Genomic DNA, 24310 nt, shown 5'->3' on the forward strand with positions numbered 1-24310 from the left:
CCGGTAGTGTATCGCCCGAAGACGCCCGTTCGCTGCGACCGGGTCTTTTTTAGTCGCCTGACAGGGGCCATCAGCGCGTTTGGGTGAGCCGGTTGTGAGGTGGCCTGAAAGCCTTGCTGCATCGGCGTTCTCAGGCGCACACAACGCAATGGCGCGCGTTTCGGCGCATTTTTCGGTGGCAGCGCCCGTCAATGCTGGGCGGGTAAAAATAACCTCGGTGCGTGGCGCTGGCGTGGCATCGCGGCAGACCTGCGCGTCAACGTCGCAGACGTGTTCAACGCCTCACGCAGTTGAGGGAAAACACTGAGGCGGTAGAGCCAGTGACTGCCGAAGCAAAGGCCAGTCAAAGCCGGCGCCGGGGTCGTGCTTGCGGCCCGGTGCGATGTGCTCATGCCCGGCAATATGGGTCACTGGGTAAGCTTGCACCAGCGAGGCGCAGAGGCCGCTCAGGGTTTCGTACTGTGCCGCTTCAAAGGGGTTGCCTTCCAGACCTTCGAGTTCAATGCCGATGGAGTCGTCGTTGCACTGCGTGCGGCCGCGGTAGCTCGACTCGCCCGCGTGCCAGGCCCGCTCGTCACAGCTGACAAACTGCCACAGGGCGCCTTCGCGCGAGATGAAAAAGTGGGACGACACCTGCAGTCCCCGTATGCCCTGGAAGTAGGGGTGCGCATCCCAGTCCAGCGTGTTGGTGAACAGCCGCTGAACCTGGCCGTTGCCGAACTCTCCCGGCGGCAGGCTGATGGAGTGGATGACGATCAGGTCAATCAGCGCCCCTGCCGGGCGCAGCCCCTTGTTCGGGGACTCCAGCACGCGCGCAAACCGGTACCAGCCGCCCTGCCAGAGCGCAGGGGTGTGGTGTGGAATTCCGCTCGAAGCGGTTTCAGGTGCCGGCATGGTCAGCGGCGTCGTCTTCCGACGGCGGAGTCAGGTCCTCATGCCCGGGTGTGATGATGTTCAGCCGGGAAATGCGGTAGCGGATCTGCCGCAGGCTCATGCCCAGTCGCGCCGCTGCGGCCGTGCGGTTGAACCCGGTTTCCTGCAGCACCTTCGAGAGGATGGCGCGCTCCTGCTCATCCAGAAAATCCTGCAGGTTGTCGGGCAGGATGGCCGGTGCTGCGGCCGATGGAGGCACCCGCGAACTGGTTGGCGCATCAAAATGCAGTTCACTGCCCTCACCCAGTGCCACCGCGCGGTGCAGGGTGTTTTCCAGCTCGCGCACATTGCCGTCAAACGGGCGCAGCCGCAACTGGGCCATCACGCTGTCGTCCAGCACCGGCACCTCAAAGCCCGACTCCTGGCAGATGCGCGTGAGCAGTGCCTGGCACAGTGCGGGCAGGTCCTCGCGTCGGTCACGCAGGGCCGGCACGCGGATCTCGATCACGTTGAGGCGGTAAAAAAGGTCCTGGCGGAACTCGCCAGACGACACGGCGGCGGCCAGGTCCTTGTGCGTGGCGCTGACGATGCGGACGTCCACCACGTCTTCCTGCGGCGACCCCAGCGGGCGCACGGTGCGCTCCTGGATGGCGCGCAGCAGCTTGGACTGCATGGCCAGTGGCAGGTCCCCGATCTCGTCGAGAAACAGCGTGCCCCCCTTGGCGGCCTGAAAGTAACCCTGACGGTCCTGGGTGGACCCGGTGTAGGCACCTTTGCGGGCACCGAAGAACTCGGCTTCAAGCAGGTTCTCTGGAATGGCGCTGCAGTTGACGGCCACGAAAGGGCCGGCTGCTCGGTGGCTACAGTCGTGGACAGCCCGGGCGACCAGTTCCTTGCCGGTGCCCGACTCCCCCTGAATCAGCACCGGTGCCATGCTGCCGGCGACTTTCATGATGCGGGCCTTCACAGCGCGCATCGGCGCCGATTCGCCTACCAGCCGCTGCAGGATGGCCGATGCGTCTTCCGGCTTTTTACCGTGGGCTGCGAGGGCCGCCGCTGTGTCCGCTGCAGCCGGCTTGTCGGCACGGGCTGCGGGCAACTGGGCGCGTCCTCCCTGAACGGCAGAAGCCACCACGCTGCGGAACTGTTTGAGATCCACCGGTTTGGTGAGGTAATCAAAGGCACCGGCCTTCAGGGCCTCCACCGCGTTCTCTGCCGAGCCATGCGCAGTGATGACCACGCAGCGCTCAGGACGCTGCTGCAGCACCAGTTCACGCAGCAATTCCAGACCGAGTCCGTCCGGCAGGCGCATGTCGGTGATGACGGCGTCGAAGCGATGCGCCTTGATCTGTTCGCGCGCCTGCAGCAGATCGGCTGCAGCCTCGACCTGATAGCCCTCGCGCAGCAGCGTCAGCTCATAGAGCGTGCGCAAATCCGGTTCATCGTCAATGACCAGGATGCGTGCAGCGGTCGTTGCGGGGGCCGTCTGTGTCATGGTGAAGGGGTCAGGCAGGCAGGGAGTCGAACAGCAGGGGCGCGTCGGCGGGGCGGGGAGTGGTTCTCAGCATGATGAAAAATTCGTTGCCTTCTGTCGCGGCGCGCGCGACGCGCTGGTAGCCGATGGTGGCGCCATGCCGCTCGCACAGCTCCCTGCAAATATACAGACCCAGACCGCTGGAGCGGCTTTCCGACGAGAAAAAAGGCTCGAACAGGTGGGTTTGTACCGAGCTCTCCAGCGGCTGGCCATCGCTCCAGACCGAGAGTCGCGCCTGGTCGGGGCCGGTGACCTGTGTGGTGACTTCCATCGCATCGGGCGCGGCGCTGGCGTAGCGCAGTGCGTTGTCCAGCAGGTTGATCATCACGCGCCGCAGGTGATCGATCTCAAACTGCACAAACACATCCGGCGCGGTGGTGCTGACCCGCAGGCGGCGACCGGCCGAGGTTTGTACCGCCCAGTCGCTCGCAATGCGCTGCACCGCGTCGTCCAGCGCCAGCGAGACGGTGTGGGCCGGGGGAATCTGTCCCTGCACCCGCGATATGTTCAGCACCTCGTCGACGATTCTGGCCAGACGCTGCGCGTTCTGCCGCACCATGGTGGTGAGCTGGCGCTGGCCGGCATCGTGGAGGTCTTCCTCCAGAAGGGCATTGGCCTGCGAGATGGCCGCCAGCGGGTTGCGGATCTCGTGCGCCACTGCAGCCGACATGCGGCCCATGGCTGCCAGCTTTTCGGTGCGGATGCGCGCTTCCATCTCGCGCAGGTCCTCCAGAAACATCACGCACAGGCTTTCCTGCGAGGCGTCGTGTGAAATGGCCAGGCGGGTGCGTACATGCAGCCGGCGGCCGGTGCCACCGGGATGCTCCAGCCGGATGTCTTCCTGTTGCTCGCATTGCGCGGCAAATGTCAGGTGTGCCAGCTCGGCCAGTGGTTGCCATGCCGCGTCGGTCGCGAGGATGAAGGGGGCTGCCCGGACCGCCTCGCCGGTGGTCAGCAATCGCCGGGCGGCCGGATTGGCCGACCGGACCACGCCATTCATGTCCACCACCAGCACGCCGTCGGACAGCGCCTCAATCACCAGCTCGTTGACCTGCGTCTGCATGCGTGCGGCCGACTGGCTGCGCTGTGCGCGCTGCTCTTCGCGGGCCAGGCGCATCGACAGCTGGTTGGCCAGCAGGGCCACCAGAAAGAACCCCGATCCACTCAGGCCCGACTGCAGAAAGCGCGCGCTGCTGTCGCCGGTGGTCTGCAGCGAACTCCACCACGCGTCACCCAGCAGCAGCAGGGTCACGCTGGCGGCGGTACCAAAAGCCAGCAGGATGGGGCCCAGCACGGACGACAGCAACACCGGCAAGGCAAACAGCGGCGTGTAGTTGATGCCGCCGGCCTGCAGGTAGTTCAGCGCGGAAAAGACCAGCACGTCCACGCCGATGCTGGACAGCCACTGGGCGTCGAAGGTGCGGCCAGGCGGCCGCGGGCTGAACCACACACGGACAGCCAGCGTGGCCACCAGATAACCGATGCACACGGCAATCGACAGCTGGTTGACGGTACTGCCCAGCGCATAGACAAAGGCCTGAAGCAGCACGAGCACCGTTGCAATCGCCACGCGGGCGGTCATGAAGACGCGCCACAGGCGGCCGAAGGAGCCGGCATCCGGTTCGTTGACCCAGGCGGCGGAGCCGCCGTCACTCACACCGAACCAGCGGGAAGCGTCGCTCATTCAGCCCCCGGACTGGCGGCGATGTGCTTCACTGCAATAAAGGGCGCCTGATGCACCCGGGATGGCTTCGGATTGCGGCAAGTGAACCTTGCAGAGCCCGCATTCCACCATGGGCGTGATGCCCCGGGCCGGGGTCGGCGCAGAGGGTTTGCCGGAGGCATCTGACTTTCCCTGCATCCGATGGCGTCGCCACAGCCAGGCCACGAGCAGCACGAGCCCAAAGATCAGGATGTACTTCATGGGCGCCCCAGAATCACTTCCAGGACAAAGCGCGAACCTGCGTAACCCAACAGCAGCAGGCCGGAGCCCAGATACAGCACCCGCACCGCCTTGCGGCCGCGCCAGCCCATGCGGGCCCGGCCAATCAGCAGGCCGGCGAAGGTGAGCCAGGCCAGCACCGAGAAGATGGTCTTGTGGTTCCACATGCCAGTCAGCTTGGGACCGTACAGCGCTTCTGCAAACAGCCAGCCCACCAGTAGCGTGGCAGACAACAGCACGAAGCCGGCTTCGACGAAGCGGAAGGTCAGCCGTTCCAGCGTGAGCAAGGGCACGCCTTCCTGGCCCTCAGTCGCCAGGCGCATGGCTTTTTCCGAGCGACCCATCAGCCAGGCATGAACCACGGCTGCGGCGAACAAACCGTAGGAGGCGATGCCCAGCGCCCAGTGCAGCGGTAGCCACGGCGAGGCGATCATGTGGTAGGTCGAGCCGGGGAAAATCAGCGCCAGTACCACGGCGGCACTGCCCAGTCCGGCGAGCGACCAGTGCGCCTGCAGCTTGGGATAGAGCCGGCTTTCAATCGCATTGACCGTGACCACCAGCCAGACCGTGACCGACAGCGAGGGTGCAAAGCCGAAACGTGGCGGTGAGCCCAGCAGCCCTTCAGCAAGCGTTAACGCATGCAGCAACCAGGCCACGCCCAGCAGGCTGCGCACCGTGAGGGTTGGCAGCCTCGGTGCGGCCACGGCCAGCACTGCATACGCTGCCACGGCGCCCATGGCCATGGCCAGACCCCACCCATTGCTCGAAGCTAAAATCATGACGACAGTTTAGCGCGTCGCCCGGCTTTCCACGGGCCCGACGGGCGACGATGTCGATCCGTCGGCACACCGTGCGCCGCACCCACAGGTGCGCGGCCTTTTCTCCTTTTTGCAGTTCCTGCGTTCGGACCCCTTCCATGGCTTCAGCCCTCACCGACAAGTTGTCCCGCCTCGTCAAGGAGATGCGCGGCCAGGCCCGCATCACCGAATCCAATGTACAGGACATGATGCGCGAGGTGCGCATGGCACTGCTGGAGGCGGACGTCGCCCTGCCGGTGGTGCGCGACTTCATCGCCCGCGTCAAGGAGAAGGCGCTGGGCCAGGAGGTGATGGGTTCACTGTCGCCGGGCCAGGCGCTGGTGGGCATCGTCAACCGCGAGCTGGCGGCGACCATGGGCGAGGGCGTGAGCGACATCAACCTGGCGGCCCAGCCGCCGGCGGTGATCCTGATGGCTGGCCTGCAGGGCGCGGGTAAAACCACCACCACCGCCAAGCTGGCCAAGCACCTGATCGAAAAGCGCAAGAAAAAAGTGCTGACGGTGTCGGGCGACGTATACCGGCCAGCAGCCATTGAGCAGCTCAAGACCGTGACCGCGCAGGCCGGTGCCGAATGGTTCCCGAGCACGCCAGAGCAGAAGCCTGCCGACATCGCCCGCGCGGCGATCGACTACGCGCGCAAACATTTCTTCGACGTGCTGCTGGTCGACACCGCAGGCCGGCTGGCGATTGACGAAGCCCTGATGGCCGAGATCAAGGAACTGCATGCGATCCTGAAGCCGGTCGAGACGCTGTTCGTGGTCGACGCGATGCAGGGCCAGGATGCGGTGAACACGGCCAAGGCCTTCAAGGAAGCGCTGCCGCTGACCGGCATCATCCTGACCAAGACCGATGGCGACTCACGCGGCGGCGCGGCGCTGAGCGTGCGGCAGATTACCGGTGCGCCTATCAAGTTCTCGGGCACCAGCGAGAAAATCGACGGGCTGGAGGTGTTCGACGCCGAGCGCCATGCGGGTCGCATCCTGGGCATGGGCGACATCGTCGCGTTGGTCGAGCAGGTGGCCGCCGGTGTGGATGTGGCGGCGGCACAGAAGCTGGCGGCCAAGATCAAGTCGGGCGACGGCTTTGATCTCAACGATTTTCTCGGCCAACTGCAGCAGATGAAAAACATGGGCGGGCTGTCCAGCCTGCTCGACAAGCTGCCGGCGCAGATGGCTGCCAAAGCCGGCCAGGTCGACATGGACAAGGCCGAGCGCGACATCAAGCGCAAGGAAGGCATCATCCAGAGCATGACGCCGCTGGAGCGCCGCAAGCCCGAACTGATCAAGGCCACCCGCAAGCGCCGCATCGCGGCTGGATCGGGTGTGCAGGTTCAGGAAGTCAACCGCCTGCTCAACGAGTTCGAGCAGATGCAGGGCATGATGAAGAAGATGAAGGGCGGCGGCATGATGAAAATGATGAAGCGCATGGGCGGCATGAAGGGCATGCCCAAGTTCTGAGGCTCCCTCCGCCGCTCCGCCTTTCAGCCCATCAGGTTCTTCAGTTCAAGCCCTGCGCCCACCCGCAGCTTTTTGCGGCGAATGGAATGATTGCGGTGACGAGGATGCAGCCGGTGGCGCCAGCAGCAGGTCGGCATAACCACGGCCCTTGGCCAGAATATGTTCACGCATTGCGTGGGCTGCGTTTTCGGGATCGTTGGCCAGCAGACAGTCAGTGATTTGCCGGTGCTCGGCGGCTGATGACTGCAGTCGCCCTGGCTGGTCCCGCACCCTTCGCCGGAAGGCGGCCAGTCGCAGCCGCAGCTGACGCACTGCCTCCACCACCACCGCGTTACCGCAGCCGTCGTAGAGCGCTTCATGGAATTGCGTGTTGGCGCGTTCGTAACCGTGGCGGTCTGCGTTGCGCGCCGCGTCTTCGGTGGCGGTGCAGGCGCGTTGCAGTGCCTGCCGCTGCGCGGGGTTCATGCGCAGCGCGCACAGGCGCGCGACCACCGCCTCCTGCTCTGACAAGGCCTCCAGCATGCTCACCAGCTCGGCCGGTTCGGGCGCATGCACGTGAATGCCTGAGCGCGCCACGATGCGCACCAGATGCTGGGCCGCCAGCATCAGCAGCGCCTCCCGCACGGGCGTGCGCGACACACCGAAGCGGTCTGCGATCTTTTTCTCGTCCACGGCGCAGCCCGGGGTCAATACGCCGCTTTCGATGTCGTGCAGCAACTCGGCGCGAATGCGCTCCGGCAAGCTGGATGTGCCGCCGTCCCTTGCGAGCGAGGGGTTTGTCAGATTGAGCGATGTGTCAGACATGCCATTTGATATATTAAAGGCGCTAACTGATATTTTAGTTATTGAATCTCGTCATCATACAAAGGAGACAACTTCATGAAACATCCACTGAGCGCTCTCGCGCTGTGCCTGACCGGCTGGTTGGGCCTGGTGGGCGCAGGCTGGGCGCAGGCGCCTTACCCTTCACGCCCCGTCACGCTGACGGTGCCCGTGCCACCCGGCGGCATTCTGGACACCGTCGCCCGCATGGTGCTGCCGTCGATGGCGCAGACGCTGGGTCAGCCGGTGGTGATCGACAACAAGGCCGGTGCCGGTGGCAACATCGCGGCCACGGCGGTGGCCCGCTCTGCGCCGGACGGCTACAACCTGCTGGTCGGCTACTCGATGTTCCACGTTGGCAACCCGTCGATGTACGCCAATCTGAGCTGGGACCCGGTGCGTGACTTCACGCCGGTGGGCATGCTGGTGGTGTCGCCCCATGTGCTGGCGGTGCATCCCTCGGTGCCTGCGAAGAACCTGCGTGAACTGGTGGACTACGCCCGCGCTAATCCCGGCAAGCTGAACTACGCCACCTCCGGCAACGGCTCGGTGCCGCATGTCGGCGTGGAACTCTTCAAGCAGCAGAACAAGCTTTTCATCACGCACATCCCTTACCGCGGCGCCGGGCCCGCCATGCTGGACGTGGTGGCTGGCAATGTGCAGATGACGGTGGCCACACCGCCATCGCTGCTGGGTTTTGTGCAGTCGGGCAAGGTGCGCGCACTGGCCGTGGCCGCGCCCAAGCGCCTGCCGCAGATGCCTGATGTGCCGACCGCAGCCGAGGCCGGCTTCCCCGGCTTTGAGCTCGAAGCGTGGGTGGCCCTGTTTGCACCCATGGGCACGCCGCCAGCCGTGGTCAACAAACTGACCGATGCCGTGAAAGTGGCCCTGCAGTCGCCGCAGGTGCGCACGTCTGCCGAAGCCGCTGGTGTCGAGATCCGCTACATGACGCCGCCTCAGCTCGACAGCGTGGTGCGCAAGGACATCGACTACTGGTCCAAGGTCATCAAGACCTCCAACATCCGTGCTGACTGACATGACAAGTGACCCGAAGACTGATGCCATGACCCAGGACCTTTCCGCTTCCTACATCGCCCGCGCGCTCAAGCTCGACTGCGCCGCCCTCAGCGATGCGCTGGACCGTGCCGGCATCGCCGGCCAGTGCTACAAGATCGCGCCCTGCGACCGCAAGTTCCGCATGGCAGGCCATGCCTACACCGTGCTGTACCGTCCCCCTGGAGTCGGTGAAGAAGGCCATGTGGGGGACTTCATCGACGACGTGCCGACAGGCAGCGTGATCGTGATCGACAACCGGGGCCGCGACGACGTCGGCACCTGGGGCAACATCCTCACCGAAATGGCCCACCAGCGAAAGATGGCTGGCACGGTGATTGACGGCATCAACCGCGATGTGGCCCTGTGCAGCGAGCTGAACTACCCGATCTACAGCCGCGGCAACTGGATGCGCACTGGCAAGGGTCGCATTCAGCTGGCCGGGCTGCAGGTGCCAGTGCAGATTGGCGGCGTCACGGTGTACCCGGGCGACCTGCTGCGCGGCGATGCCGACGGCGTGGTGGTGATTCCAAAGTCCATGCAGGAAACCGTGCTGACCTATGCGGAAGAGATCACTGCGAAGGAAAACGCGATCCGCGACCGCATCCGTGAAGGCATGCGCATGGACGAGGCCCGCAGCCAGCACAGCTACCACCATCTGCAGAGCCCGGACTACGACCCGTCCGGCAAGAAAACAGCGGCCTGAGCCGGCCCCGCTGCGGCGCTGACTGGCGCCCTGGCGCCCCGGCGTTCAGGCGGCGGTCGCCACTTCCCGGGTGATGACTTCGCCGCGCAGCGAGCGCATCGGCGCATCGGTGATCTTCACATCGACCAGCTGGCCGACCAGTCGCGCCGGGCCATCAAACACCACGGCGCGGTTGCACTCGGTGCGGCCGAACAGCGCGTTGGTGGATTTGCGTGCCGCACCTTCCACCAGCACCCGTTGCACCGTGCCCAGCCGGCTGGCACTGATGGCGGTGACGCTCTGGTCAATCGCCGCCTGAAGGCGCTGCAGCCGTTTGAGCTTGACGGCATGTGGCGTGTCGTCGTGCAGCGCAGCTGCTGGTGTGCCGGGCCGCGGGCTGTAGATGAAGCTGAATGACGTGTCAAAGCCGATGTCGTCCACCAGCCGCATCATGCGGTCGAAGTCGTCTTCGGTCTCGCCGGGAAAGCCGACGATGAAGTCACTGCTCATCGCCAGATCGGGGCGGATGGCGCGCAGCTTGCGCACCGTGCTCTTGTATTCCATGGCGGTGTAGCCACGCTTCATCGCCATCAGGATGCGGTCTGAACCATGCTGCACCGGCAGGTGCAGGTGGTTCACCAGCTTGGGCAGTCGTGCGTAGGCGTCGATCAGGCTCTGGGTGAATTCGTTGGGGTGGCTGGTCACATAGCGGATGCGCTCAATGCCGGGGATGTCCGAAACATAGTCCAGCAGCGTGGCGAAGTCCGCCATTTCAGCGGTGTCGCCCATCGGACCGCGGTAGGCGTTGACGTTCTGCCCCAGCAGCGTGACTTCCTTGACGCCCTGATCAGCCAGGCCCGCCACTTCCACCAGCACGTCATCAAACGGGCGTGAGACCTCTTCGCCCCGGGTGTAGGGCACCACGCAGTAGCTGCAGTATTTGGAGCAACCTTCCATGATGCTCACGAAGGCGCTGGCGCCGTCGACACGAGCGGCTGGCAAGTGGTCGAATTTCTCGATCTCCGGAAAGCTGATGTCCACCTGCGGCTTGCCCTGGCTTGCGCGGCTGGCCAGCAGCTGCGGCAGGCGGTGCAGCGTCTGCGGACCAAACACCACATCCACATACGGTGCGCGCTGGATGATGGCTGCACCCTCCTGGCTGGCTACGCAGCCGCCAACGCCGATGAGCACGCCTTTTTCCTTCAGGTGCTTGACGCGGCCCAGGTCGCTGAACACCTTCTCCTGCGCCTTTTCGCGCACCGAGCAGGTGTTGAAGAGAATCAGGTCGGCCTCTTCCACATCCTGTGTGGGCTCGTAGCCCTGTGCCGCGTTGAGCACGTCGGACATCTTGTCCGAGTCGTACTCGTTCATCTGGCAGCCGAAGGTTTTGATGAAGACTTTTTTACTCATGGCTTGCAATGCAGAAGGTGGGGTGGCCGCGGCGGTGCGGCGGAATGTCGTTTCAGGCGAGGGGTCCGGCGCCTTGCCGGATACCGAAGCTGGCGTGCGCTTACTTGCCGTACGCAGGCAACTGGTCGTAGGGCGTCTTGCCGTCGTCGGGATGCGCCGGCGTGCTGTTCGTGTTGTAGTTGGTGATGATGTCGAACAGCCCGCGGCGTCTTTCGCGCGCTTCTTCGGGCGTCAGAATCCAGGCCTCGCTGACCTGCCCCATGTGGTCGCGCACGTAGTTGACCACCACGCGCCGGTTGGCCAGCGCGCCCGAGACCACCATGCGGTTTTCGGTGTCGCGGATGCGGGCGCCGGGCGACAGGCGGTCTGGCCGGTCGTCCATCAGGATTTCCGGCGGGGCAGTCACCACCATCTCGCCGCGCAGCGAGGCGGTCGGGAAGCGCCGCTTGGCGGCCGGGTCGGCTTGTGCGTCTGTCTGGGCATGGGCCACCGCCTGGAGCAGACCGAGCGTGGCGATCAGCAGCGGGGCCAGAAGGGCGGGCAGGGTACGTGCGTTGCAGCGGTTCATGGTGTTTGTCCAGAGGCTGTCAGTTCACAAAAAAGCCCCGGGAGCAGGGCTTCCGAGGCTCGGTGGCCTTCTTTTGGCCTGTCTGCGGAATGGCGCGCCATTCCGGGGGAATCAGTGGTGGTGATAGGTGGATTTGAACCACCGACATCAGCATTATGAATGCTGCGCTCTAACCAACTGAGCTATATCACCGGCTGAGCAGTATTATAGCCAGTTGCAAGCCCCTGCGCCGGCGCCGGGGTTCAACGGTGGGTGAACACGGGCGGGCGCTTGTTCAGAAAGGCGTCCATGCCTTCTTTCTGGTCGGCGGTGGCAAAAGTCGCGTGGAAGAGGCGCCGCTCGAACATCACGCCATCGCTCAGACTGCTCTCGAAAGCGCGGTTGACCGCCTCCTTGGCCGCCATCACGGCCACTTCGCCGTAGCTGCAGATGACGAGCGCCGCACCCAGCGCCTCGTCCATCAGCTTGTCCAGCGGCACCACACGGCTGACGAGGCTGGCGCGTTCCGCCTCGGTGGCATCCATCATGCGGGCGGTGAGGGTCATGTCCATGGCCTTGGACTTGCCCACGGCGCGCGGCAGGCGCTGCGTGCCGCCGGCGCCTGGAATGATGCCGAGCTTGATCTCCGGCTGGCCAAAGCGGGCGTTGTCCGCCGCGATGATGAAGTCGCACATCATCGCCAGCTCGCAGCCGCCGCCAAGCGCAAAGCCGCTGACTGCGGCAATCACCGGCTTGCGCACGCTGCGCACCGCTTCCCAGTTGCGGGTGATGAAGTCTTGCTTGTAGACGTCTGCAAAGCCGTACTGGGCCATTACGCCGATATCGGCGCCGGCGGCAAACGCCTTCTCGCTGCCAGTCAGGATGATGCAGCCGATGCGATTGTCGGCGTCAAAGGCCTTGAGGGCGGCGCCCAGCTCGTCCATCAACTGGTCGTTGAGCGCATTGAGCTGCTTGGGCCGATTCAGGGTGATGATGCCGACGCCGCGTGTTTCAGGGCCTTCGGTGCGGGTGGTGATGGTTTCGTAGTGCATGCGTGCTCCTCGGATGATTCAGGCGGAATCATGCCACGGGCTTCGTGGGCCCTGGCCTCGCGGACTGCATGCCTAGGGCGTGGGTGCGAGCCAGCGGTCCATCAGCGTGGCATCCTTGACGGCCAGGCGCCAGGTGGTCAGCGCCGGCGGCATGGCCAGCTCCAGCCGCAGCAGGCGCTTGTCGCGCGACACCAGGGCCACCACCTTGCGGGCCGAGCCAGCATACAGCGTGAGGTCGTCCAGTCGGCTCATGCGCCAGCCGGACAGTGGAGCAGTGCGTTTGGCTGCGCCCTGCGGCACGGGCTCGACGCCCAGCCATTCGTCGCCCGGTGCAAATCCCGCGGCCTCGGCTGCGCCGCCGCGCAGCACCTGCTTGATGTGAACCCCCTGGGCCTCGCTCACGCGCACGCCGAGCCGGTGCGCCAGTTGCGCAGGGTCCTGGTGCACTGCCACACCGTGCTGTTCCAACAGGCCTTGCAGAGGCAGCTCGCCGCGGCCGTGGACCCACTGCGCCAGCTCGTTTGAGAAGGGTCGGCCACCGGCGTCTTCCAGTGCGGCGGCAAAGTCGCTCTCGTGCATGGGACCGGCCTTGCAGCGCTGCCAGAGGGCCCGCATCACGTCGTCCAGCGTGGCCCCTGTGGGGCTGTCCTTGCGCTGGGTAGCTTCTGCCCGCAGCGTGAGGTCAAAACACATCGCGATCAGTGCGCCTTTGGTGTAGTAGCTCACCGTGGCGTTGGGGGTGTTCTCGTCCTGCCGGTAGTACTTGACCCAGGCGTCGAAGCTGGCCTCGGCCACCGACTGCACCAGTCGGCCCGGCGTCTGCATCACCTGGTTGATGGTCTTATTGATCAGCTTGAGGTAGCCGGCGTTGTCGATCAGGCCGGCGCGGCGCAGCAGCAGGTCGTCGTAGTAGCTGGTGAAGCCTTCAAAAAACCACAGCAGGCGGGTGTAGTTCTCACAGTCGTACTGGTACTGCGCGAACTCGGCAGGCCGCAGGCGCTTGACGTTCCAGGTGTGGAAATACTCATGGCTGATCAGGCCGCGCAGCGTGGTGTAGCCCTCGGGTGGCCGGGCTTCGCCCACGCGGGGCAGGTCCTTGCGGTTGCAGATGAGGGCTGTCGAGTTGCTGTGCTCCAGACCGCCGTAGCCGTCATCCACCGCGTTCAGCATGAAAAGGTAACGACCAAAAGGCGGTTTGCGGTTGCCGTGCCAGAAGCGGATTTCGGTCTCGCAGATTTTCTGCGTGTCGGCCAGCAGACGGGCGCCGTCCATTGAGGGCGGTGCGCCAGCCACCACGAAGCGGTGGGGCACACCGCGTGCAGTGAAGGTGCCGCTCCAGAAGGTGCCCATCTCGACCGGGCAGTCCACCAGCTCGGTGTAATTCGCTGCGGTGTAGAGGCCAAAACCCTGACGGTCAACTCGCGCTGGCGTCAGCGCCGTGGCGGCGGACCAGGCGGGCGTTACTTTGGGCGCCACGAGTTCCAGGCTGTGCGCCACATCCAGCTGGCCTTCGACCTTCAGGCACAGGCTGGTGCCGTTGAAGAAGCCGCGCTGCGCGTCCAGCCATGCGGCGCGAACCGAGTTGTCGTTGGCATAGACCTCGTAGCGCAGCACCAGCGGCTTGCCGGGTGTGCATTCCACCTGCCAGCTGCATTTGTCGAGCTGGTTCACCGCGAGCGATGTGCGCGTGCCCTGCCGGGCTTCGAGGTGCTGCAGATGCCGGGAAAACTCGCGAACCAGATAGCTGCCCGGAATCCACACCGGCAAGGCAACGCGCTGCGATGCCGCGGGCTCCCGAATCGTCAGGGTGACGCGAAAGAGGTGGGCGTGGAGATCTGCAGGCTCAACGCGGTGGTGAACCGGTGCCGTGCTGGCCGGAGCAGGGGGGGCTGAAGCGGTGCTTGCCTTGGGCAGGGGCGTTCGTGGCATGGGGTCGGGCCGCCTGTTCGCTCACTGTGCCTTGGCACTGGTGGCCAGAAGCTTTTCGACCTCTTGCGCGTTGATGGCACCCGGAACGCGTGACCCGTTGGCGAAAAAGATGGTGGGCGTGCCGGTGATTTTGTACTTGCGCGCCATTTCAATGTTGCGGTCCAGTGCGGTGGCGTCACAGCTGGCTTTGGGGGGCGTCTGGTCACGCACCATCCAGTCAGACCAGGCCTTCTGCTTGTCTTTGGCACACCAGATGTTCTTCGACTTTTCGGTCGAATCGGCGCTCAGGATCGGCAGCAGGAACAGGTGGATGGTGACGTCGTTGATCTTCTGCAGGTCGCGCTCAAACCGTTTGCAGTAACCGCAGTTGGGGTCTTCAAATACTGCCATCTTGCGTTTGCCGTTGCCGCGGACGATGGTGAAGGCGTCCTTCACCGGCAGGGCGTCGAAGTCAATCGCGCTGAGCTTTTCGATGCGCTCTTCGGTCAGGTTGCGTTTGGCGCGCACGTCGATCAGGTTGCCCTGGATCAGGAAGTTGCCTTCGGCATCGGTGTAGAAAATATCGCTCTCGTTGACGCGCACTTCATAGAGACCGTTCATCGGGGTCTTGCTGACTTCCTCGATCTTCGAGAAGACCGGCAGCCGCTCCGCCAGATTCTTGCGAATGGTGGCTTCCTGGGCCAGGGCACCAGACGATGCGCCCGCGAACGCGCAGGCCATCAAGCCCAGCAAGGCAAGGCGGCGGAACACGGGCGTGATCAGAGAGAAGGAATGCGATGTCATGGGGTGTCCAGGTGGTTCGGTGATGCGGTACGGTGGTGGGTTGGGTCGGTGATGGTGTGTGCAGCGGCGTGTTTGTACGGCGGCACTCAGCCCGCTGCCTGGCGCGCCACCCAGTTCTTCAGGAATCCGCTGCGGGCAAAACCTTTCATGCCCCAGTTGCGCAGTGCCTGCCAGCGGCTGTCGGGCTGGGCAAACAGTCCATGCAGACCATCGGTGACGGCGCCCATGGCGGCCACATCGGCCTTGCGGGCACGCTCGTAGCGGCGCAGCAGGCGCTCGTCGCCCAGCTCGCGCCAGTACTCGCGCCCGGCGAGCACCCCCGCCAGGCTGGCCACATCGGCCAGGCCCAGGTTCAGGCCCTGCCCCGCTAGCGGGTGCACCGTGTGCGCGGCATCGCCGGCCAAAGCCCAGCGCGGCCCGACCCAGTGGTCGGCGGTGGCCAATGACAGGGGCCAGCTGCTGCGGGGGCTGATCAGGCGCAAGGCGCTGGTCTCCTCGCTGGTTTCCTCTTTGCAGGCCAATTGCAGTTCGCGGCAGAAGTCATCGTCGGTGAGTTGTTCAAGTTGAGCGGCACGTTCCATGGAGACAGACCACACCAGCGCCACAGAGTTCCCGCCATTGCCACCCAAGGGCAGCAAGGCCAGCACAGCACCGCCTGAAAACCACTGCCGCGCGATGCCCCGGTGGGGCAGGTCGGACGCCAGCCGGGCGGCAATCGCCTTCTGCGCATAGGGCTTGCTGGTCCAGTGCACGCCGAATTCGGCTCGGCTGCTGCTTTTTTTGCCTTCGCACACCACCGTGAGGGCGGCTTTTGCCGGCGCGTCCAGTGTCTCGATCTGCGGGGCATAGCGCACCGCCTCGGCCAGTCGATGCTCCAGCGCGGGCACATCGACAATCCACGCGAGCGACTCGTGGCCGGCATCGGCGGCAGTGAAATCGAGTTGTCCGCCGTCGTCGCCCCAGACCCGCATCTGCTGTACCGGCGTCACGGCTGCCGCGGCCCCAGTACTGTCTGGCCAGGCCCGCAGGCCCTGCAGCAATTCGCGCGACGCCTTGTTGAGCGCATAGGCCCGCACGTCCACCGGGGCTTGTCCCTCTGGCGTGGGCGCCGCTGGCGCTGCCACCAGCGCGACCCGCAGGCGCTGCTGGGCCAGCAGCAGTGCCAGCGTGCGACCCACCACGCCGTCGCCACGGATGCACACATCGAAGTATTTGGACATCCCTCATTTTAGAAGGCGGTGCAAAATCGGTGCCTCGACGCAAAACCTTGGGCTGGAGGGGTTTTGCGCTGCAGGCGTATGCCGCCAACCGAATGTCCGCACCCACAGGATTGAAAAGTGACTGAACCCATGACTTCCGCGGCCCCCGATGTCCGCGCCGTGATTTCCCATCTTTACGTTTACCCGGTCAAGTCATGTGCTGGAGTGGCTGTGCAACAGGCCATCCTGACTGAAACCGGCCTGGAATTTGACCGCGCCTGGATGGTGGTGGACAGCAAGGGCGAGTTCCTCACCCAGCGCGAGTTGCCCCGCATGGCGCTGGTACAGCCGCAACTGCGGCAGTACGACATGGTGCTGCGCGCACCTGGCATGCTGGCCCTGCATGTGGCGCTGGACGAGGTCGAGGAGCCAGTGCGCGTGCGGGTGTGGGACGACGAGGTGGAGGCCTTCGACATGGGCGCGATTGCCGCCCAGTGGTTCACCGACTTCCTCGGCACACCCTGCCGACTGGTACGCTTTGACCCCGACCATCCGCGCGTGAGCAGCCCCGAGTGGACGGGGGACATCAAGGCGCTGAACCAGTTCAGTGACGGCTTTTCGCTGCTGGTGACCAGCGAGGCGTCGCTGAACCAGCTCAACGGGAAGCTGATGGCCGCCGGTCACCCGCCGGTGGGCATGGAGCGCTTTCGGCCCAATGTGGTTCTGGGTGACGCGGCAGGCTACGCCCCTATGAATCCGCATGATGAAGACCGTCTCGATGCCTTCCGCATCACCACCGAGCAGGGTGAGGCCCTGCTCAAGCCCGTCAAGCCCTGCCCGCGCTGCCCCATCCCCAACATTGATCCCGTCACCGCCATCAGCAGTCCGGAAGTCGGCGACATGCTGCAGTCGTACCGGCAGGATGCCCGCGTGGGCGGTGCGGTGACCTTTGGCATGAATGCCATCCGGTTGCACGAGGACGACCACCTGCTTCGTGTGGGGCAAGCGGTGGGTGCGAACTACACATTCGCCTGACCGAACTCGCCGGGTTTCGCCGCGCGTACGCCGGACGGTGTTTTTCGGGCATCGAATACACTTCCATCCCTTGTTTTGAAGGTTTCCCCATGAGTTTGAAGTGCGGCATCGTCGGCTTGCCCAACGTCGGTAAATCCACCCTGTTCAATGCGTTGACCAAAGCGGGTATTGCGGCCGAAAACTACCCTTTCTGCACCATCGAGCCCAATGTGGGCGTGGTGGAGGTGCCCGATCCGCGTCTGGCTCAGCTGGCCGCCATTGTCGGGCCCGAGCGCATCGTGCCGGCCATCGTCGAGTTTGTGGACATTGCCGGTCTGGTTGCCGGTGCCAGCACGGGTGAAGGGCTTGGCAACAAGTTCCTGGCCCACATCCGCGAGACCGACGCTACCGTGAATGTGGTGCGCTGCTTTGAAGACGACAACGTGATCCACGTCGCCGGCAAGGTCGACCCGATTTCCGACATTGAAGTGATCCAGACCGAGCTGTGCCTGGCCGATCTGGCCGCAGTGGAAAAAGCCCTGCACCGCGTCACCAAGACCGCGCGTTCGGGAGACAAGGAATCGATCAAGCTGGTGGCCATCCTGGAGAAATGCCAGGCGGCACTCAACGAGGGCAAGCCGGTGCGTACGGTGGACTTCAGCAAGGAAGAGTTGCCGCTGCTTCAGCAGTTTTTCCTCATCACCGCCAAGCCGGCGATGTTTGTCGCCAACGTGGCCGAAGACGGCTTCGATAACAACCCCCTGCTCGACAAGCTCAAGGCCTACGCCACCGCCCAGAAGGCCCCGGTGGTGGCCATCTGCGCCAAGATGGAAGCCGAGATGGCCGACATGGACGAGGAAGACAAAAAGATGTTCCTCGCCGAAATCGGCCAGGACGAACCCGGCCTGAACCGCTTGATCCTTGCCGCCTACAAGTTGCTGGGCCTGCAGACTTACTTCACCGCCGGCGTGAAAGAAGTGCGCGCGTGGACCATTCATGTTGGCGACACCGGCCCGCAGGCAGCAGGCGTGATCCACACCGATTTCGAAAAAGGCTACATCCGCGCCCAGACCATCGCGTTTGACGACTTCATCGCCTACAAGGGCGAGCAGGGCGCGAAAGACGCCGGCAAGATGCGTAGCGAAGGTAAGGAGTACGTCGTCAAGGATGGCGATGTGATGAATTTCCTCTTTAGCAGTTGAATGGGTACACCCCTGCCTGGGCTCACTTCGTGTAGCCCATCCTCCCCTTGCAGGGGACGCCGTCTGTCGACCGGCTTAGCCGGTTCGACGACGGCATTCGGAAGAATGAGGTGGGCGGCGTGACAGAGCCCGTCCGCCTTGCCAAGGTCTTGGCCGCGATGCTCAACTGCTCGCGTCGTGAGGCCGAGCAGTACATCGAAGGTGGCTGGGTCACGGTGGATGGTGTGACCGTTGAAGAGCCGCAGTTCCGCGTGCTCGACCAAGCCGTGGTGCTGGACCCTGCGGCCAGTCTGCTGGCCATCACGCCGGTGACGCTGCTGCTGCACAAGCCGGCGGGTGTTGCCGCACAAGCGGACGGACAACACGATCACGAGCGGGCGCTTCGCGAACTGCTGGTGCCAGCCAGCCAGTGGGCGAATGACCGCTCCGGTATTCGCGTACTGAAAAAACATTTCACCGCCACCGAACTGGTCACGCCGCTGGCCACTGCGGCCAGTGGTCTGGTGGTGTGCACCCAGGACTGGCGGGTGGCGCGCAAGCTGAAGGAAGACGCGCATCTGCTGGAGCACGAGGTGCTGGTCGAGGTGACGGGGACGGCGAAGCCCGGCGGGCTGGAGCGCGTGAACCGCGCCGACCACGGCTTCACCTTTGAAGGTCGGCCGCTGCCGCCGGTCAAGGCCAGCTGGCAGAGCGAGAACCGGTTGCGCTTTGCGCTGAAAGGTGAGTTGCCGGGTCAACTGGCTTATCTGTGCGAGAGCATGGGGCTCACGGTGACGGCCATGAAGCGCATCCGCATCGGCCGGGTGCCGATGGGGCAGTTGCCGCCGGGGCAGTGGCGCTACCTGTTACCGGAAGAGCGCTTCTGACGGCCTGTTCGAGACAGCCGGACTAAATCGCACCCATCACCCCCGGAAAAGCCCAGATCAGACTGCCCGTCATCACGACATAGCGCAGGAACTTGCCGATGGCCATGTAGAAGAGGCAGGGCCAGAACGGAAGCTTCAGCCAGCCGGCTACTGCGCACAGCGGGTCGCCCACCGCCGGCAGCCAGGCCAGCAGGCAGGCCTTTGGCCCCAGCTTTTCCAGCCAGCGCAGTGCGCGGCCATGGTGGGACGAGGGATGGTATTTGTCGGCCACCTTGTGCGCGCCGTAACCCAGCCACCAGTCCAGTGCGCCACCCAGCGTGTTACCGGCAGTCGCCACCAGCACGGCCGGCCAGAACATCGCCGGGTTGAGTTTGACCAGACCAAACACCACCGGCTCCGAGCCGAGCGGCAGCAAGGTGGCTGAAATGAAAGACACCACGAACACCGTGCTCAAGCCGAATTGGGGCAGTGCCAGCAGTTCGATGAGTTGACGAATCCAGTCTTCCATGGTGTGTGGTTCGAGTATAGGCAGGGCGTGGTGCCAACGCTGTCAGCCGCCACGCTGTCCTGGCTGGCGCAGGGGGGGCGCTGCTTTTCAATTGCTGAAATTTTGGGCAGCTACAATCGTGCCTTCTTTTTCAGCAACCTGCACTTGCCCCTTTCCATGAACATCGGCCCCTACGCTCTGGCAAACAATGTGTTTGTCGCGCCCATGGCCGGTGTGACGGACCGGCCCTTCCGCCAGCTTTGCAAAAAGCTCGGTGCGGGTTATGCGGTCAGCGAGATGGTGACCTCCCGCCGTGACCTGTGGAACAGCCTGAAGACTTCGCGCCGCGCGAACCACGAGGGCGAGGTGGCACCGATTGCGGTGCAGATCGCCGGCACCGACGCACAGATGATGGCCGACGCTGCTGCCTACAACGTGGACCGTGGCGCTCAGATCATCGACATCAACATGGGCTGCCCGGCCAAGAAGGTATGCAACAAGTGGGCGGGCTCTGCACTGATGCAGGACGAGCCGCTCGCCCTGCAGATTGTGGAGGCGGTGGTGGCCGCCTGCGTACCGCACGGCGTACCCGTCACCCTCAAGATGCGCACCGGCTGGTGCCAGAGCCACAAGAACGCCCTCACGCTGGCGCGCGCCTTCGAGAGCGCGGGCGTGCAGATGGTCACGGTGCATGGCCGCACGCGCGAGCAGGGCTACAAGGGCGTGGCCGAATACGACACGATTGCCGCCGTCAAGGCCGCGCTGCGCATCCCGGTGGTTGCCAATGGTGACATCGACAGCCCCGAAAAAGCACACGAGGTGCTGGCCTGCACTGGTGCTGATGCGGTGATGATTGGCCGCGCCGCACAGGGCCGGCCGTGGATCTTCCGCGAGATCGCGCACTTCCTCGCCACGGGCACGCATCTTGCGCCGCCTCTGGTGGCGGAAGTCCAGCGCCTGCTGATGGACCACCTGCTCGACCACTATGCGCTGTATGGCGAATTCACCGGCGTGCGGACAGCCCGCAAGCACATTGGCTGGTATGTGCGGTCACTGCCCGGTGGTGAGGATTTCCGGGCACGCATGAACCTCATTGAAGATGGCTCCGCGCAGCTGCAGGCGGTGAATGATTTTTTCGAAGCTCTGGGCGCGCGCATGGACCGCATTCCAGCCAGCGAGGGCGGGGCACACTGTGTTGTGTCCGAATACAACAACAATGAAGACAAGGAAGAGGCGTCTGCATGAGCAAGAAACACATCGAAGAGTGCGTACGCACCAGTCTTGAGGGCTATTTCAAGGACCTGCGCGGCACCGAGCCCGACGGCATGTACGAAATGATGGTACGCGTGGTTGAAAAGCCCCTGCTGGAAGTGGTCATGCAGCACGCCGAGCAGAACCAGTCGCGTGCCGCCGAATGGCTGGGCTTGAACCGCAATACCCTGCGCAAGAAGCTGGTGGAGCACAAGCTGCTTAAATAAGCGGGTGAGCCGCTCGCGTATTGCCAGTCCCTTCCCGTTTTCCTTTTCTCCCGGCCCGGCTTGTCCGGGCCTGCTGTTTTCAAGAACCTACAGAACATCATCCACATCACCATGAACGCACTCATCTCCGTCTCGGACAAGACTGGCATCCTCGAATTCGCGCAGGCCCTGCACGCGCTGGGCATCAAGCTCATCTCCACTGGTGGCACCGCCAAGCTGCTGGCTGATGCTAGGTTGCCGGTGACCGAGGTGGCCGAGCTGACGGGCTTCCCCGAAATGCTCGATGGCCGCGTCAAGACACTGCACCCCAAAGTGCACGGCGGCCTGCTGGCCCGCCGCGATGTGCCCGAGCACATGGCCGCACTCAAGGCGCATCAGATCGACACCATCGACTTGCTGGTGGTCAACCTCTACCCCTTTGAGGCCACGGTGGCCAAGCCCGGCTGCACCTTGGAAGACGCCATCGAGAACATCGATATCGGTGGCCCGGCCATGGTGCGCTCGGCCGCCAAGAACTGGAAGGACGTGGGCGTGCTCACCGATGCCACCCAGTACGCTGTGGTACTCGATGAACTCAAGGCATTGGGCAAGCTGACCGACAAAACCAAATTCGCCCTGTCCGTGGCGGCCTTCAACCGCATCAGCCAGTACGACGGCGCGATCAGCGATTACCTCTCAGGCATCCAGGACGATGGCAGCCACAGCCTGTTCCCCGGCCAGGCCAATGGCCGCTTCGTGAGGGTACAGGACCTGCGCTACGGCGAGAACTCGCACCAGCAGGCGGCGCTTTACCGTGATCTGTACCCAGCCCCCGGTTCGTTGGTGATGGCCAAACAACTGCAGGGCAAGGAACTGAGCTACAACAACATCGCCGACGCCGATGCCGCGTGGGAATGCGTGAAGAGTTTTGAAACACCGGCTTGCGTCATCGTGAAGCACGCCAACCCCTGCGGCGTGGCGGTGGGCGCCGACGCGCTGGAAGCCTACGGCAAGGCCTTCAAGACCGACCCCACCTCGGCCTTCGGCGGCATCATCGCGCTGAACTGCACGCTCGACGAGAAGGCTGCCCAGCAGATTTCCAAACAGTTTGTCGAAGTGCTGATGGCGCCTGCCTTCACACCCGAAGCGCTGGAGGTGTTCAAGAGCAAGGTCAATGTGCGCATTCTGCAGATTGACTTGCCGCCCGGTGGGGACACTGCGTGGAAGCAGGGTCGCAACCTGATGGACGTCAAACGCGTGGGCTCAGGCCTGCTGATGCAGACGGCCGACAACCACGAACTGGCCCTGGCCGACATCAAGGTGGTCAGCAAGCTGCAGCCGACCCCAGCGCAGTTGCAGGACCTGCTGTTCGCGTGGAAGGTGGCGAAGTACGTCAAGTCCAACGCCATCGTGTTCTGTGCCGGGGGCATGACGCTGGGCGTGGGCGCAGGTCAGATGAGCCGCATCGACTCGGCCCGTATCGCTTCCATCAAGGCCGCCAACGCCGGCCTCACGCTGCAGGGCTCTGCGGTGGCCAGCGACGCATTTTTCCCGTTCCGCGATGGTCTGGACGTGGTGGTGGACGCCGGCGCGACCTGTGTGATCCAGCCCGGCGGGAGCATGCGGGATGATGAGGTGATTGCTGCGGCGGATGAGCGGGGGGTGGTGATGGTGTTGAGTGGGGTTCGGCATTTCAGGCATTGAGTGCTGGTTTTCTGCTGAGGCCTGAGGCTGGGACTCGCCCCGGCGGGCGACTCACTTTCTCTTGCTTCGCCGAGAGAAAGTAAGCAAAGAGAAGGCGACCCGAAGTATGGGTCCCTCCGCTTCGCTACGGGCAACCTGTGCTGCTCGATTACGGCGGCAGTCCGCACAACTCGCCTTTGGCTCAAACAAGTGCGGCCTGACCCTCCGCCTCCATCTGCGCTGCTCGGCCCAGCCACACGGGGCAAGCGGGAACGGATACCCCAACACCCAAAACCAATACAAACAAGGACACGCCATGGCGTGTCCTTGTCGGGTTCGGTATTTGTATTCTGTTTTCCTGCCTCCAACCCTTGTGAATGCGCCGAGGAGCGGAGGTTCAGGCGGATCAGGGCTGGCGTTGTCTGAGCGAAGCGAGTTTAGCCAGACCCCGCCTGGACCGAGCACCGCAGGTTGCCCGTAGCGCAGCGAAGGGACGCAGGCACCAGGGTCGCCTTTTGGTATTCGCGTAACTTCGCGTTGCGAAGTGAGCGAATCCCCACTGCGTGAATTTGGGTTACTTTCTTTTGGCGGAGCAAAAGAAAGTGACTGGCCGTCGGGCCACCCCGGCCTCAGGCCTACGAACTCTCATCCAACACAAAAAACTCACGAAGGCACATTCACCACCCGATCATCATCCGGAATCACCGGCACTCCTTCATCCGGCTCAATCGGCAACTCCAGCGGATCGCCATCCTCTGAAGGCTCCTGCACCGGAATACGGTGCGGTTTGTGGGTTGCGTTTTGGATACGCGTGGGTGAATGAGGCATGAGATTTCTCCTTGGGTCCCTGATGTTGCGGCAGGGGCACGGGCCTGCGTCGGAGCATTCGGTGCATCTTGTTGTCAGCCGATGCCGTGCCTTGTCCTACAGGCAGGCAGTGTGGTGGCGCACAGCGCCGGGCGGGTGGGACTTTTACAGTGGAAACAGGTCTGAACAGGCCCTCGTCGCCAGCCTCTCCGCGCAGTTTCGCGGTGAGCACTCCAGGCGTTTCCCTCCGTCAACCAAGGATCTCTCATGGACAAACTCTCTACAGACAGCAATTCAATGCACGCCGATGGCGCCATCAAGCGTGGTGTCGATTCAGCCGGTGTGAGCCTGCATGACGGCATCGAGAAGGTGGCCGACCCCGCGCGCGCAGCGGTGGAGCGTGTCTCCACCGTGGCCCACCAGACCGTTGACAAGCTGGCCATGGGCGCAAGCCGCGCGGCCGACAAGTGGTCGGACCAGACGCGCTGGGTGGCAGAGGCGCCTTCCAAAGCGCTGGAGACGTCGCGCTCATGGGTGCAGGAGCGTCCGATGGAAGCGGTCGGCATTGCCGTGGCGCTGGGCTTTGTGCTTGGCCGCCTCACCAGCCGTTAACCCACCGTTAACTCGCCACCAACCTGCTGCTGACTGGCCCGAGCGGTGGCCGGGGGGGCGGCAGGTTGATCCGCATTC

Annotated in this window: 24 protein-coding genes and 1 tRNA gene; 10 read left to right on the plus strand and 15 right to left on the minus strand. The window is 64.1% G+C overall.

Going from position 1 to position 24310, the window contains the following annotated elements:
- Positions 1-282: 282 nt before the first annotated feature.
- From ampD to ccsA, 5 genes are read right to left on the minus strand one after another with little or no spacing between them, the layout of a single operon-like run.
- Positions 283-894 carry a 1,6-anhydro-N-acetylmuramyl-L-alanine amidase AmpD gene (gene ampD, locus AAG793_RS11380; protein ID WP_341908298.1) on the minus strand — a complete coding sequence of 204 codons (612 nt, stop codon included), beginning with the start codon at positions 892-894 and terminating at the stop codon, positions 283-285.
- The gene (locus tag AAG793_RS11385) at positions 881-2368 is read right to left on the minus strand and encodes a sigma-54 dependent transcriptional regulator (protein ID WP_341908300.1); all 1488 of its coding nucleotides are present in this window, start codon (positions 2366-2368) and stop codon (positions 881-883) included. The genes ampD and AAG793_RS11385 overlap by 14 nt, the downstream gene beginning before the upstream one ends.
- Positions 2369-2378: 10 nt before the next feature.
- The gene (locus AAG793_RS11390; RefSeq protein WP_341908302.1) at positions 2379-4091 is read right to left on the minus strand and encodes an ATP-binding protein; all 1713 of its coding nucleotides are present in this window, start codon (positions 4089-4091) and stop codon (positions 2379-2381) included.
- Positions 4092-4331 carry a PP0621 family protein gene (locus AAG793_RS11395; RefSeq protein WP_341908304.1) on the minus strand — a complete coding sequence of 80 codons (240 nt, stop codon included), beginning with the start codon at positions 4329-4331 and terminating at the stop codon, positions 4092-4094. It lies immediately after the preceding gene.
- Positions 4328-5128, minus strand: coding sequence for a cytochrome c biogenesis protein CcsA (ccsA, locus tag AAG793_RS11400; protein WP_341908306.1), 801 nt, complete (start codon positions 5126-5128; stop codon positions 4328-4330). The genes AAG793_RS11395 and ccsA overlap by 4 nt, the downstream gene beginning before the upstream one ends.
- A 137-nt stretch (positions 5129-5265) precedes the next feature.
- On the opposite strand from ccsA, the gene ffh reads away from it, so the two are divergent.
- Positions 5266-6624 carry a signal recognition particle protein gene (ffh, locus tag AAG793_RS11405; protein ID WP_341908307.1) on the plus strand — a complete coding sequence of 453 codons (1359 nt, stop codon included), beginning with the start codon at positions 5266-5268 and terminating at the stop codon, positions 6622-6624.
- Between the two features lie 45 nt (positions 6625-6669).
- Here ffh and AAG793_RS11410 read toward each other — a convergent pair whose 3' ends face one another.
- Complete coding sequence (locus tag AAG793_RS11410; protein WP_341908309.1) at positions 6670-7428, minus strand: GntR family transcriptional regulator; 759 nt, start codon at positions 7426-7428, stop codon at positions 6670-6672.
- A gap of 75 nt (positions 7429-7503) precedes the next feature.
- Between AAG793_RS11410 and AAG793_RS11415 the strand changes: the two genes are divergently transcribed.
- Together AAG793_RS11415 and AAG793_RS11420 are read left to right on the plus strand one after the other, a co-directional pair.
- Positions 7504-8481 (plus strand): tripartite tricarboxylate transporter substrate binding protein, encoded by a 978-nt coding sequence (locus tag AAG793_RS11415; RefSeq protein WP_341908312.1) that lies wholly within the window; start codon positions 7504-7506, stop codon positions 8479-8481.
- A gap of 28 nt (positions 8482-8509) precedes the next feature.
- Entirely contained in the window at positions 8510-9205 is a 696-nt protein-coding gene (locus AAG793_RS11420; RefSeq protein ID WP_341908314.1) for an RraA family protein, read from the plus strand.
- Between the two features lie 45 nt (positions 9206-9250).
- On the opposite strand, the gene miaB is transcribed toward AAG793_RS11420, so the two are convergent.
- From miaB to AAG793_RS11455, 7 genes are all read right to left on the minus strand, one after another.
- The gene (gene miaB / locus AAG793_RS11425) at positions 9251-10594 is read right to left on the minus strand and encodes a tRNA (N6-isopentenyl adenosine(37)-C2)-methylthiotransferase MiaB (protein WP_341908315.1); all 1344 of its coding nucleotides are present in this window, start codon (positions 10592-10594) and stop codon (positions 9251-9253) included.
- Between the two features lie 100 nt (positions 10595-10694).
- Positions 10695-11162, minus strand: a complete 468-nt coding sequence (locus AAG793_RS11430) for a hypothetical protein (RefSeq protein ID WP_341908317.1) — start codon at positions 11160-11162, stop codon at positions 10695-10697.
- Between the two features lie 115 nt (positions 11163-11277).
- A tRNA-Met gene (locus AAG793_RS11435) sits at positions 11278-11354 on the minus strand.
- 50 nt (positions 11355-11404) lie between these two features.
- A complete protein-coding gene (locus AAG793_RS11440) occupies positions 11405-12193 on the minus strand; it encodes an enoyl-CoA hydratase (RefSeq protein WP_341908319.1) in 789 nt (262 codons plus the stop codon).
- Between the two features lie 72 nt (positions 12194-12265).
- Positions 12266-14122 carry a peptidase M61 gene (locus tag AAG793_RS11445; RefSeq protein ID WP_341908321.1) on the minus strand — a complete coding sequence of 619 codons (1857 nt, stop codon included), beginning with the start codon at positions 14120-14122 and terminating at the stop codon, positions 12266-12268.
- Between the two features lie 21 nt (positions 14123-14143).
- Positions 14144-14842: a DsbC family protein gene (locus AAG793_RS11450; RefSeq protein ID WP_341908426.1), complete on the minus strand. Its 699-nt coding sequence runs from the start codon at positions 14840-14842 to the stop codon at positions 14144-14146.
- A gap of 149 nt (positions 14843-14991) precedes the next feature.
- Positions 14992-16125: an FAD-dependent monooxygenase gene (locus AAG793_RS11455; RefSeq protein ID WP_341908323.1), complete on the minus strand. Its 1134-nt coding sequence runs from the start codon at positions 16123-16125 to the stop codon at positions 14992-14994.
- Positions 16126-16254: 129 nt separating this feature from the next.
- Here AAG793_RS11455 and AAG793_RS11460 point away from each other — a divergent pair, with 129 nt between their 5' ends.
- The 3 genes from AAG793_RS11460 (at position 16255) to AAG793_RS11470 (ending at position 19186) form a co-directional block, all read left to right on the plus strand.
- Complete coding sequence (locus tag AAG793_RS11460) at positions 16255-17139, plus strand: MOSC N-terminal beta barrel domain-containing protein (protein ID WP_341908325.1); 885 nt, start codon at positions 16255-16257, stop codon at positions 17137-17139.
- Positions 17140-17228: 89 nt separating this feature from the next.
- On the plus strand, positions 17229-18320 hold the full coding sequence (gene ychF, locus AAG793_RS11465; protein WP_341908327.1) for a redox-regulated ATPase YchF: 1092 nt from the start codon (positions 17229-17231) through the stop codon (positions 18318-18320).
- 119 nt (positions 18321-18439) lie between these two features.
- Complete coding sequence (locus AAG793_RS11470; protein ID WP_341908329.1) at positions 18440-19186, plus strand: rRNA pseudouridine synthase; 747 nt, start codon at positions 18440-18442, stop codon at positions 19184-19186.
- 22 nt (positions 19187-19208) lie between these two features.
- Here the strand turns inward: AAG793_RS11470 and AAG793_RS11475 are convergent, their stop codons facing one another.
- Positions 19209-19694, minus strand: a complete 486-nt coding sequence (locus AAG793_RS11475) for a YqaA family protein (protein ID WP_341908331.1) — start codon at positions 19692-19694, stop codon at positions 19209-19211.
- A 156-nt stretch (positions 19695-19850) separates the two neighbouring features.
- Between AAG793_RS11475 and dusB the strand changes: the two genes are divergently transcribed.
- The 3 genes from dusB (at position 19851) to purH (ending at position 22834) form a co-directional block, all read left to right on the plus strand.
- Positions 19851-20918, plus strand: coding sequence for a tRNA dihydrouridine synthase DusB (dusB, locus tag AAG793_RS11480; RefSeq protein WP_341908333.1), 1068 nt, complete (start codon positions 19851-19853; stop codon positions 20916-20918).
- Entirely contained in the window at positions 20915-21151 is a 237-nt protein-coding gene (locus AAG793_RS11485; protein ID WP_341908335.1) for a Fis family transcriptional regulator, read from the plus strand. Before dusB ends, AAG793_RS11485 begins: the two co-directional genes overlap by 4 nt.
- Positions 21152-21256: 105 nt before the next feature.
- Entirely contained in the window at positions 21257-22834 is a 1578-nt protein-coding gene (gene purH, locus AAG793_RS11490; protein WP_341908429.1) for a bifunctional phosphoribosylaminoimidazolecarboxamide formyltransferase/IMP cyclohydrolase, read from the plus strand.
- Positions 22835-23476: 642 nt separating this feature from the next.
- Here purH and AAG793_RS11495 read toward each other — a convergent pair.
- The gene (locus AAG793_RS11495) at positions 23477-23641 is read right to left on the minus strand and encodes a hypothetical protein (RefSeq protein WP_341908337.1); all 165 of its coding nucleotides are present in this window, start codon (positions 23639-23641) and stop codon (positions 23477-23479) included.
- A gap of 246 nt (positions 23642-23887) precedes the next feature.
- Between AAG793_RS11495 and AAG793_RS11500 the strand changes: the two genes are divergently transcribed.
- Positions 23888-24232 carry a hypothetical protein gene (locus AAG793_RS11500; protein WP_341908339.1) on the plus strand — a complete coding sequence of 115 codons (345 nt, stop codon included), beginning with the start codon at positions 23888-23890 and terminating at the stop codon, positions 24230-24232.
- The last annotated feature ends 78 nt before the right edge of the window (positions 24233-24310 follow it).

Source organism: Polaromonas sp. YR568, from assembly GCF_943372955.1.
In the GTDB taxonomy this organism is placed as follows: Bacteria; Pseudomonadota; Gammaproteobacteria; order Burkholderiales; family Burkholderiaceae_C; genus Polaromonas.